Here is an 11,888-nt window from a genome sequence, read left to right on the forward strand (position 1 = left end):
AAAGACTAAGAGGAAAACTAACATGCTGCTGGTCGAACTGAAGCCCCTGGTGGGCCGCCTCAACGGCTTTTGCAAACAGGCGCTCGAAGATGGCGTCGGGTTGTGCGTGTCGCGCGGTCATTACGAGATCACGGTCGAGCATCTGCTCGTCAAGCTGTTCGACGATCAACAGGCCGATATCGCGCTCCTGCTGCGTCAGCACGACGTCGAGGCGGCGCTGGTGCAACGCTCGATCAACCTGTCCCTCGAACAGATGAGGACGGGCAACGCGGGGCGTCCCGCGTTCTCGCCGCTCCTGCTCGAACTGCTGCAGGACGCGTGGCTGATCGCATCGGTGGACTTGCAGGAGCCGCGCATCCGCTCGGGCGCGGTGCTGCTCGCGTTCCTCGCGCGCCCGACCTATTACGCGACCGGCGACTACGCCGCGCCGTTGCGCGCGCTGAATCGCGAAACGCTGATCCGTTCGTTCGACGCGGTGTGCGGCGGTTCCGTCGAAGCGGGCACGCGCGAGGCGCTCGGCGACGGCGCGAGCGATGCGTCCGCGCCCGCCGGCGGCGACGGCAGCGCGATCGCGCGCTTCTGCGAAAACTTCACCGAGAAGGCGCGTGCGGGCAAGCTCGATCCGGTGTTCGGCCGCGATGCCGAGATTCGCCAGATGGTCGATATTCTCGCGCGACGCCGCAAGAACAACCCGATTTGCGTCGGTGATCCGGGCGTCGGCAAGACGGCGGTCGTCGAAGGGCTGGCGCTGCGCGTGGTCGAAGGCGACGTGCCCGATTCGCTCAGGGACGTGACGATCCTCGGTCTCGACATGGGCCTGCTGCAAGCAGGCGCGAGCGTGAAGGGCGAGTTCGAGAATCGCTTGAAGGGTGTCATCACCGAGGTGAAGGCGTCGGCGAAACCGATCATTCTCTTCATCGACGAAGCGCACACGCTGATCGGCGCGGGCGGTCAGGCCGGTACGTCGGACGCGGCCAATCTGCTGAAACCGGCGCTCGCACGCGGCGAGCTGCGCACGATCGCCGCGACGACGTGGGCCGAATACAAGAAGTACTTCGAAAAGGACGCGGCGCTCGCGCGGCGCTTCCAGCTCGTCAAGCTCGACGAACCGGATCTCGATACCGCCGTGCTGATCCTGCGCGGCCTGAAGGAGAAGTACGAGGACGTGCACAAGGTCGTGCTGCGCGACGACGCGATCGTCGCGGCGGCCGAGTTGTCGAGCCGCTACATCATGGGCCGCCAGTTGCCGGACAAGGCCGTCGATCTGCTCGATACCGCCTGCGCGCGCGTGAAGGTGCTGCAAAGCGCGAAGCCCGACGTGCTGGAGAACACGGAGCGCCGCATCCAGGCATTGCAGCGCGAGAAGAGCGGACTCGAACGCGATGCGGACAACCAGCAGCCCGTCGACCTCGCGCGTCTTCGCGAGATCGACGAGGAATTGCCGAAGCTCGGCGCGCAAGCCGAAGAACTCCGCGCCTTCTGGCAACGCCAACGCGACGCCGCCCGCGCGTTGCTCGATGCGCGCGCGGCGCGTCACGAGGCGAAGGCTGCCGGCGCGCCCGCCGACACGCTGGAGGCGCTGTCACGCGACATCGCTTCCGCGGCCGACGCGTTCAAGGCGGCGCAGGGCGATCAGCCGCTGGTTCATATCGATGTCGATCCGGATGTGGTCGCGCGTGTGATCTCGGACTGGACCGGCATTCCGGCGGGCAAGATGCTGCGCGATCAGGCGCAGAGCGTGATGCGCATGGCCGACACGCTGAAGGCGCGCATCCGCGGCCAGGACCACGCGATGGAGCAGATCGCCGAAGTGCTGAAGACCGCCAAGTCGGGCCTGAAGGACCCGGATCAGCCGATGGGCGTGTTCCTGCTCGCGGGCCCGTCGGGCGTCGGCAAGACGGAGACGGCGCTGTCGGTGGCGGACATCATGTTCGGCGACGAAAAATCGACCACCGTCATCAACATGAGCGAGTTCCAGGAGAAGCACAACGTGAGCCGGCTGATCGGCTCGCCGCCGGGATACGTCGGTTATGGCGAGGGCGGCGTGCTGACCGAAGCGGTGCGCCAGCGTCCGTATTCGGTCGTGCTGCTCGACGAAGTGGAAAAGGCGCATCTCGACGTGATGAACCTGTTCTATCAGGTGTTCGACAAGGGCATGCTGTCGGACGGCGAGGGCAAGGAGATCGACTTCTCGAACACGGTGATCTTCCTCACGTCGAACCTCGCGACCGATGTCATCACCGAAATGACCGCGGGCGATGACAAGCCCGACGCGGCGACGCTGCTTTCCGCGGTGCGGCCGATCCTGTCGAATCACTTCAAGCCCGCGCTGCTCGCGCGCATGACCGTGATTCCGTACTTCGCGCTGGCCACCGACGCCCTCGCGGGCATCGTGCGCCTCAAGCTCGACAAGATCGTGCGGCGCGTCGCGCACAACAACAAGATGCGTTTCACCTATACCGACGCGGTGGTCGCGCAGATCGCGGCGCGCTGCACGGAAGTCGAAACGGGCGCGCGCAACATCGATTTCATTCTGCGCGGCACGGTGCTGCCGCTGATGTCGCAGGAAATCCTCACGCGCATGGGCGAGGGCATCGCGCTGCCGGAAGTGGCGCTCGACGTGAACGAGAGCGGCGATTTCGCCGTGACGTTTCCCGGCGCGCCGGCCTGAGGTTTCAAACGTAACGCGGCTGAAATCATGCGGTGACCGCGCGCCGCAAGAATAACGAGCATCACCTGTACGGAGATTCAAACATGAACGCACTGTCCGACCGGATTCTCGCCAACAAGCGCTTCGATTTCACGTCCGAAGCGTTCGGCGCGGACAAGTTCGCGGTCGTCGTAATGGAAGGCTTCGAGGCGATCTCGCAGCCGTTCCGCTTTGTCCTCACGCTGGTGTCGGACGATGCATCGATCGATTTCGACACGATGCTGAGCCATCGCGCGTCGTTCGTGATCTACGGTCCGGAAGGCGGCATCCGCGCGCCGTATCACGGCATCCTCGCCGAGTTCGAGCAACTGCATCGCGCGGACGGTTATGTGTTCTATCGCGCCGTGCTGGTGCCGCGCCTGTGGCGGCTGTCGCTCTTTCGCATCTCCGAGGTGTATCTCGACGAACGCCCGATCACCGATACCGTGCGCGGCGTGCTCGAAACCGGCCGCCTGAATTCCGCCGATTATGAATTCCGGCTCACCGGCGATTACCGGCCGCGCACCTTCGTCTGCCAGTATCAGGAGACGTATCTCGACTTCGTGTCGCGCTGGCTGGAGAAGGAGGGCGTGTACTACTACTTCGACCATGCAGGCGACGCGGACAAGCTCGTCGTGATCGATGACAAGATCATGCACGCGGCGGACGCGCTCCCCGTCGCGTACCGTCCCGACGATTCCCTCGACACCGGTCTCGCCGCCGATTCGGTGCGCGACTTCGTGTGCCGGCAAAAACCGCTGCCGCATGAAGTGGTTTTGCAGGACTACAACTATCGCAAGGCGACGGTGCAGTTGAAGGCTCGCGCGACCGTGTCGGATGCGGGTATCGGCGAAGTCATGCTGTACGGCGAGAACTTCCGCGACCAGCAGGAAGGCGACCGCTATGCGAAGCTGCGCGCGCAGGAGCTCGTCTGCGGCGGCAAGGTGTATTCGGGCGAAGGCACCGCGCTCGGCTTGCGCAGCGGCTTTTTCTTCACGCTCGGATTTCACTATCGCGACGACTTCAACGGCCGTTATCTCGTTACCGAAGTGCATCATCAGGGCTCGCAGGCGGGCGCGCTGCTCAACGGCGTGACGAGCCCGTACAGCGAGGGCGCGCGCGGCGGCGAGATCGTCTACCGCAACAGCTTCCGTGCAATCCCGGCCGCGACGCAGTTCCGTCCCGAGCGCACGACGGCCAAGCCGCGCGTGGCCGGCACGATGAACGCGACCATCGACAGCGAAGGCAGCGGCGAGTACGCCGAGCTCGACGAGTACGGCCAGTACAAGGTGCAACTGCCGTTCGACAAGACCGACAAGAACGCCAACAAGAGTTCCGCGCGTCTGCGCATGGCGTCGCCGTACGCGGGCACGGACCACGGCATGCATTTCCCGCTGCACAAGGATGCGGAAGTGCTGCTGTCGTTCATCGACGGCGATCCGGATCAGCCGGTGATCGTCGGCAGCCTGGCGAATTCGGAGAACAGCAACGTCGTCACGCAGCAGAACGCACAGGCGAACCGCATCGCGACGGCGGGCGGCAATCAGTTGCACATGACCGACAGCAAGGGCAAGGAAGCCGTGTGGCTGCATTCGCCGTTTCACAACAGCACGATCGGCATCGGCTCGACCGACGTGAACGGCGGCGGCAGCCTGTGGACCAGCACGGCGGGCAGCTCGGAAAGCGTGACGGTCGGCGTCAGCAACTCGCTGTTCGCGGGGACGAAGAATTCGCTCACGTTGTCGTACGAAGGCTCGCTGTCGGCGTCGATGACCACGAAGGCGTCGTTCGGCGCGAACGTGTCGTTCGGTCTCAGCACCAACGTGAGCTGGAACAAGGGCAAGAGCATCACCGTGGACGATTCCGACACGGTCTCGCTCAAGACCTCCGGCAAGCTGCAGGGCGCGGAAACGGTGCTGATCTCGGGCGGTCAGGACCCGATCATCAAGACGACGGTCGATGGCGTGAAGGACTCGATCAAGGGAGCCGTCGCGCTGAGTCTCGCGGTGAACGCGGTGATCGCGGCGGAAGCGGGCCTCGCGATCAGTGCGGCCGACGACGCCGGCGGCGGCTCGGGCAAGGTCGCGCCGTGGACGCCGGGCAGCTACGGCGTCACGGCGGCGCAGACCGCATTGGGCGGCGCGCTCACGTCGATCCTCGCGCACAAGGTGCTGTTCGACGGCGCGAAGGCGATCGCCGCCGCGAGCGAGGCCAAGCCGCTCTATGCCAGCAACATCGAGCTCGGCATTTCGGGCATCAAGGCGACTGTATTGCCGTTGCCCGGCATCGGCTCGACGCTGAACATGTCGCAGTTCGGCAGCGAGCTGTCCGTGGCGAGCGGGCCGGGGGTGTCATCGAGCGTGGAGGTCGATAGCCTGCAAGTGGTGCTCAAGGCCGGCGGCGCCAATACGACTTGGGTCGATGGCGACGGCGCCGGCACGCGCGCCGCGACCATCAAGATGACGGCCGTGTCGAACCTGACGGCCACTGCCGGCGCGGACCTCGGCCTCAAGGCGACCGGCGCGCTCTCGGCGCAGGCAGCCGGCAACGTATCGATCAAGGGCGCGCAGGTGACCATCGACGGACTGGACAAGGTCGCGACCATCTCCACGAACGTGAACGTGGAAGCCGCCAACGCATTCAGCGTGACGGCCTCGCAGGTGAAGTTCAACGGCTCGACGGTGAAGTTCAACAGCGCGCTGATCCAGTTGGGATGACGGCATGAAGATCCTCAAGCCCGACAATCTCGCGCTCGTCTATCGCGGCCTGCGGCTCGCGCGGCGCGACGTGCTCTCCATCGGCATGATTGCCGGCTTTCGCTTCGACGACGCCGGTCTCGATGGACTGATGCCCGAACCCGACGTGTGGGCCGCTGTCGCCGGCGCGCTCGGCAAGAACGCGATCCTCGACGAAGGCTATCCGAAGCCCGTCGGCGAATATCTCATCCACGGCGCGGCGCATGCGCCGGCGGGCACGCAGGTCGTGCAGCAGTGGGTCAGCGCGCGGATCGGCGTGCTCGGCAAGTCGCTCGTGGTCAGCGGCGAACGCCGGTTCAATGCGCTCGGCCTGATCTCGGCGGCCACGCCTTATACGCAGATGCCGATCGAACCCGCGACCGCATTCGGCGGCACGGGCTGCGCCGACAATCCGGCCGGCAAGGGTTACGCGGAAATCGACGACGCCGACGGCACGCGCATCTGGCCGCTGCCGAACGTCGAGAGCGAAACGCGGCGCATCGCGAGCCGTGGCGACCGTGCGGCACCGGCGGGCTTCTGGGGATTCGGTAGCGACGCGCCCTTGCGCCGGCAGCATCTGGGCGCGTGCGACGAGCGCTGGCTCAAGAGCGAGTGGCCGCATCTGCCGTCGGACACGCGGCCCGAGTTCTTTCTGAGCGCGCCGTCCGATCAGCGTCTGCCCGGCTATTTCATCGGCGACGAGCGCTTCGAGATCGTCAACATGCATCCGCGTGCGAGCGTGCTTCAGGGCGTGCTGCCGCGTTTGCGGGCGCGCTGCTTCGTCAACGCGAACGATACGCTGACCGAAGTGGCCGCCCATGCGGAGACGCTCTGGCTCTTTCCCGAGCTGGAATGTGGCGTGGTGCTGTACCGCGCGCTCGCCAATATCGCCGATACCGACGCGAGCCAGGTGACGCACGTGATGGCCGAATGGGAGCGTCAGGGCGATGCGCCGCTGCCGTTCGAGCATTACCGCGATGTGTTCCGCGAGCGGATCGCCGTGGCGGTGCCGGCGCGCGCGGCGGCTGCCGTCGAACCGGCCGAGGCTGCTGCGCCTGTCGCGATGCCGCTAGCTGCGGTGGCACCGCAGGCGGCGGCGGTTTCGTTCGACGCCTCCGCGCTGTCGGCCGTACAGACGCAGACCGCGGCATTGAACAGCGAGAGCCGCGCGCTGATGGCGAAGTTCGGCAAGACCGACGCCGATATCGCGCCGTATCTGAAGGACGCCGCGCCGGAACGCGTGCCGACGCTGGCCGAGGTGAAGGCGAGCGTCGCCGAACTGAACGCGGAAACCCGCGCGCTGATGCAGAAGTACGGCGTGAAAGATGCCGACGCGGCGCGCTATCTGAACCAGCCCGAAGCCGACGCCAGCGCCGCCGATCTGCCCGGCATGCTCGCGCGGCTTCAGGCGGAAACGCAGCAGCGCCTGCGCGACGCCGGGTTGTCGGAGGCGGATGTGCGTCGTCAGCTGGCGAGCCGTCCCGAACTGGCCGAAACGTTGCAGCATCTCGCGCCGCCGGGCGTCGTGTCGGCAGCCGATTTCGCCGCGCTCGCCGCGCTGGCCGCGAAGCCGCCCGCGCCCGCCATCGAGATGCCCGCCATCGACATGCCCGAGGCCGAAGCGCCCGCCGTCGTCCAATTGACGCGCGAAGAGGTGATCGCGCGGCACGCTGCGCGCGCGAGCCTCGCGGGTTACGACCTGGGCGGCGTCGATCTCTCGAAGCTCGATCTGTCCGGCGCGGATTTCTCCGGCGCGGTGCTCGACAAGACCTCGTTCGCGGGCAGCCGTCTCGCCGACGCCGATTTCACGCGAGCGCTGCTGCACGGCGCCGACCTGAGCGAAACCGATCTGCAACGCGCGCAATTCACGCAATCGAGCGCGGCGGCGAGCACGTTCGCCAAAGCGGACCTGCGCGGCGCGCAACTCGCCGACGCCGACTTCACGGGCGCGGATTGCTCCGCGTCGAAGTTGAACCAAGCCGATCTGAGCGGCGCGATCTTCGATCAGTCGAAGCTCGCTGGCGCCGATTTGTCGGCGTGCCGCGCGCACCACGCGAGCTTCACCGATGCCGACCTGAGCGGCGCGAAGTTCATCGGCGCCGATCTCGTCGCGGCGAGCTTCAGCGGCAGCCGTCTTGCGGGCTGCGATTTCTCGGCATCGGCGTGCCGTCAGGCGGAGTTCTACGGCGCGCAGGCGCAGCAAGCCGTCTTCACCGATGCCGACCTGAGCCAGTCTCGCGCCGACGCGAAGACGTGTTTCGACGACGCACGCTTCACGCGCACGCGCCTCGTCCGCGCCGCATGGGACGGCGTGCAGATTCGCCGCGCGAGCTTCGAGCGCGCCGTCATCGATCACGCCGATCTCGGCAATGCGCAGGCGCAGGCGGCACGCTTCGGCGCGTCGTCGGCGAAGGGCGCGCGCTTCGACAAGGCCGACCTGAGCGGCGCCGATCTCGATGCCGTCAACCTGTTCGGCGGCTCGCTGCGCAAGTCGAACCTCAAGGGCACGCTGCTGCGCCACGCGAATTTGTACGGCGTGGACTTCGACGGCGCGCAGCCGACTATCGCGAGCCTCGAAGGCTCGAACATCGATCGCACCATTCTTCAATTCAGGCCGCCCGTCATATGAGCACGACGACTCCCGCCACCCGCATGCGCATGAGCGCCGACGAAGCGCGCGCGACGCTCGCCGCGCAGCGTCTGCTCGCCGACGCCGATCTGTCCGGCGCCGATTTTTCGGGCATCGATCTGTCCGGATGCCGGCTGCAAAACGTCGCGTTCGCAGAAGCCAATCTGACGAACGCCGTGTTCGCCGATGCCGATTTCCAGGACGTGTCGTTCGCGCGCGCAAAGCTCGATGGCCTGCGCGCGCAGCAGACGCGCTTCGAGAACGCCGACTTCGGCGGCGCGAGCGTGCGCGACGCGGACTGCGCGTTCGCCGCGTTCGACCGCTGCGACTTCGGCGGCGCATCGTTCGCGGGCGCGAGCTTCGTGCGCGCCGACGCGCACGGCTGCCGCTACGCCCAGACCGACTTCACCGGCGCGAACCTGCATCGCTTCACCGCGATGGACGCGGACCTCACGAGCGCGCGTCTGACCGGCGCATCGCTTGCGCAAGCGTATCTGCGCGGCGCCGACCTGAGCGGCCAGGATTTGCGCGGCTGCGATCTGACGATGACGATCCTCGACGGCGCATCGCTGCGAAAGGCCGACCTGTCCGGCATCGCGCTCGATCGCACGAGCTTCGTCGGCGCGCAGTTGCAGGACGCGACGCTACGCGGCGTGCGCGCGAGCTTCGCGGCGCTGCTGAACGCCGTTTTCGAACGCGCCGATCTCACCGACGCGGTCTGCGAGATGGTCAACGCGAGCGAGGCGAACTTCGCCGCCGCGCGCGCCGATGCGTCGCGCTGGAATCAGTCGGTGCTGGGCGCGAGCGTCTGGCAGCGGGCATCGCTGAAAGCCGCGCGCTTTGCGTACTGCGATCTCTCGCACGCGGACCTGTCCGGCGCGGATTGCACGCGCGCGGACTTCGGCGGCGCCAATCTGCATGCGCTCATCGATCAGGGCGCGCAACTGAGCGGCGCGTCGTTCGACGGCGCGCGCCGCACCGATCCCGCGCTCGCGCGCGCCGAGCAATGGCAGCCGCGCGTCTGACATGAACCTCATCCAAGGAAACACGGCCATGAACCGTACGCTCGTCACGATCGCCCGGCCCGGCGACGATCCCGCCGTCCAGCTCACCTACGCGACCGTGACCGGCCGCGCCGACCGCTGGTTTCTGTTCGACGCCGCCGGGCGCGCGCCGCTGCGCGCGTTGCGCGCGGAAAGCTGTCTCGTCGAGCCGGAGTGCGGCGATACCGTGCTCGTCGCCGCGAGCGGCGCGAACGCGATTTCGTACGTGCTGGCGGTGCTCGCGCGGGCGCAGCCATCGTGCGCGGCGCTCGTGCTGCCCGGCGATGTCGCGCTGCACACGGATCGCGGCGCGCTGCGCGTGGAAGCCGACAGCGTCGATATGAAAGCCGCGCGCAGCCTGACGATGCAGGCGCCCGAAATCGCGATGACGGGCGTGCGCGGCGAGATCACGTTCCATCGCATGGAGGCGGCGATCCAGCAGTTGCAGGGCCGCTTCGGCGCGGTAAGCACGGTCGCGCAGCAGATCACGAGCACGGTCGGACGCCTGATCCAGCGCGCGCGCGACAGCGTTCGCCGGATCGACAACGCCGACGAGACGCACGCCGGCCGCGTGCGCATGCACGTCGAGGAGCGCATGCACATTTCCGCCCGCCACGCGACGATTCTGGCCGAAGGCCAGGTGAAGATCGACGCCGACAAGATCGATCTCGGATAGGAGCCGACATGTTCGCAGTCACCAAAGCGGGCGGCCAGTGCATGGCGATGCCCGATGTATGCAAGACGCCCGCGCCGCCCGCGCCGCCGATTCCGATTCCGTATCCGAACATCGGCATGCCGCCGATGGGCAACCCCGCGACCGTCAAGGTGCTCGTCGGCGGCATGCCGGCGCTCACCAAGTCGTCGGAGATTCCGCTGAGCTCGGGCGACGAGGCGGGCGTCGCGGGCGGCGTCGTGTCGGGGAAGATGATGGGCAAGGTCCAGTTCATGATGGGCAGTGTCACCGTGAAGTTCGAAGGCTCGCCCGCCGTGCGGCTCAGCGATCCGACCCAGCACAACGAAGGCAACATGGTCGGCGCGGTGCTCGCGCCGAGCCAGTCCGTCGTGATGGTCATGAGTTGAACGAGAGGAAAAAACCATCATGAAAACTGTCTGGATCACCGCGTTCGACAAGGAAAAGGACGCCGCGCGCGTCGCCGCCGTGTCGCAGTTGCTCAAACGTTACGGCCTCGCGACGCAAGGCCACTTCTGGGTCGATGAACCCGCGAAGCTCGCATGGCGCGCCGGCCTCGACGCGCTGAACGCCGCGCGCGCCGATCTCTGGCTGATCCTCGCCGACGATGCCGCGCTCGCGAAGCCGTCGATCCGCTACGGCCTGTCGCTGTTCGCCGCGAGCCTGCGCGAGGCGCGCGGACTCGGCTTTCCGATGGTGCTGTCGGGCGCGGCGGGCATCGAGAGCATGCCGGCGCTGCTCGGCGGCGCGACCGTGCTGGTCGAGAACCATCCGTCATGGCCGGCGAAGATCGTCGCGCGCGCGAATCTCGCGAAGGCGGGCGATCCGCAGGATCACCGCTTCGAGGTGGTCGGCGAGGAGCAGCTCGGGCAATGGTTCGCCATCGGGCCGCGCGGGGGCGAATGGCAGGGCGTCGTGTTCGGCGTTCATGGCGGCGGCGCGACGATCGATTTTCAGGCGGTCGGCCCGCGCGGCAAGCTGCCGGAGAAAACCGTGCTGGAGTTCGCGCAGGAAGGGCTGACGCTGCAGGTCGGCGAGCGCGAATTCACGGCGTGGGCGGTGCGCAACCGCCTCGGCGCGGACGATGTCTATTACGCCCGCGTAAAGGGTACGCCCGAATCCATCCTCTTCATGCCGTACACCGAAGACAGCGAAGCCAGCGCGACGATCCTGCCGCTCGTCTGACGCCGTTTTCCCGGCAGCCTTCGAATAAGGCCGGAAAACCGCCTTTTTTCGCCGCATGAGCGCGACGCAATATCCGGAGAATGGGTGGCAGTGGGTAATGCTCGACGGCACATGAAAGAGGCACCGGCAATGGCTGTGGCTGTTATGAAAAACGATGCCGCGACGCGCGGCAAAAATCGCGGGCGCGCAATGCGGCGGATGGCGTCGCTGGCATGCGCGGCGGCCGTGCTCGCGCTGACGGGATGCAGCAGCGCGCCGCCGAAAGACCCGCTCGCCGACGTCACCTGGAGCTACGCGACCGACGCGGTGATGTTCGAGATCACCGCCGATCCGGGCCTCAACCAGTACGACGGCCAGTCGCACACGCTTCTGCTGGGCGTCTACGAGACCGGCGATGCGCAGGCGTTCCGCAATCTCTCCGCCGACCCGAACGCGCTCGCCGAAACGATGGCGACGGGCAAGGTGCCGCAGACTTTCTCGCAGTTCTCGCGCTATGTGGTCGCGCCGGGCCAGCATTCGTATCTGATTCTCGATCGCGCGCAGAGCACGCGCTCGATCGGCCTCGTCGCGGGCTACGCGCAGTTTGGCGTGGCCAACGCGGCGCGCCAGTTCGACGTTCCCGTTGTCACGAAGACCTCGGGCTTCATCTTCCGCACGCATACCAAGCTGCCGGGGCCGCTCGTCGTGCGCCTCAACCTCGGCGCCCAAGGCATCCTCAACGCCGAAGTGCAGCCCGGCGGCCCGGATGCCGCGACGCTGCAGCGCGCGCAGCAGCTCGAAGGCGGCGGCAAGGAAATCCGTTTGAGCGACAAACCGGCGGGCCAGGACGGCTCCGGCGCCACGACCGGCGTCGTGGGCGCGGCCAGTTCGCAGGACACACCCTTGCGCAAGCTCAGCAACTAGACATCGATCCCAT

General features: G+C 67.0%; 8 protein-coding genes. All 8 read left to right on the forward strand.

Translation table 11 applies throughout. From position 1 onward, the window contains the following. Positions 1–22 precede the first annotated feature (22 nt). The 8 genes from tssH to tssJ all read left to right on the forward strand — a co-directional run bounded on the left by tssH (position 23) and on the right by tssJ (position 11,875). Positions 23–2,671: a type VI secretion system ATPase TssH gene (tssH, locus tag IAG25_RS05605; protein ID WP_187603960.1), complete on the forward strand. Its 2,649-nt coding sequence runs from the start codon at positions 23–25 to the stop codon at positions 2,669–2,671. An 83-nt stretch (positions 2,672–2,754) separates the two neighbouring features. Continuing rightward, positions 2,755–5,406, forward strand: a complete 2,652-nt coding sequence (locus IAG25_RS05610) for a type VI secretion system Vgr family protein (RefSeq protein ID WP_187603961.1) — start codon at positions 2,755–2,757, stop codon at positions 5,404–5,406. 4 nt (positions 5,407–5,410) lie between these two features. Further along, positions 5,411–8,053, forward strand: a complete 2,643-nt coding sequence (locus tag IAG25_RS05615; RefSeq protein ID WP_187603962.1) for a DUF2169 family type VI secretion system accessory protein — start codon at positions 5,411–5,413, stop codon at positions 8,051–8,053. Then, positions 8,050–9,078, forward strand: a complete 1,029-nt coding sequence (locus tag IAG25_RS05620) for a pentapeptide repeat-containing protein (protein ID WP_255503544.1) — start codon at positions 8,050–8,052, stop codon at positions 9,076–9,078. Before IAG25_RS05615 ends, IAG25_RS05620 begins: the two co-directional genes overlap by 4 nt. A gap of 28 nt (positions 9,079–9,106) precedes the next feature. Beyond that, positions 9,107–9,772 (forward strand): DUF3540 domain-containing protein, encoded by a 666-nt coding sequence (locus IAG25_RS05625; protein ID WP_255503545.1) that lies wholly within the window; start codon positions 9,107–9,109, stop codon positions 9,770–9,772. 8 nt (positions 9,773–9,780) lie between these two features. Further along, positions 9,781–10,176 (forward strand): DUF4150 domain-containing protein, encoded by a 396-nt coding sequence (locus tag IAG25_RS05630; protein WP_035501275.1) that lies wholly within the window; start codon positions 9,781–9,783, stop codon positions 10,174–10,176. Positions 10,177–10,195: 19 nt separating this feature from the next. Next, on the forward strand, positions 10,196–10,972 hold the full coding sequence (locus tag IAG25_RS05635; RefSeq protein WP_187603964.1) for a hypothetical protein: 777 nt from the start codon (positions 10,196–10,198) through the stop codon (positions 10,970–10,972). A gap of 129 nt (positions 10,973–11,101) precedes the next feature. Beyond that, positions 11,102–11,875 carry a type VI secretion system lipoprotein TssJ gene (tssJ, locus tag IAG25_RS05640; RefSeq protein ID WP_187603965.1) on the forward strand — a complete coding sequence of 258 codons (774 nt, stop codon included), beginning with the start codon at positions 11,102–11,104 and terminating at the stop codon, positions 11,873–11,875. Positions 11,876–11,888: the final 13 nt, after the last annotated feature.

Origin of the sequence: Caballeronia sp. EK, from assembly GCF_014384845.1 — a bacterium.
Lineage (GTDB): Bacteria > Pseudomonadota > Gammaproteobacteria > Burkholderiales > Burkholderiaceae > Caballeronia > Caballeronia jiangsuensis.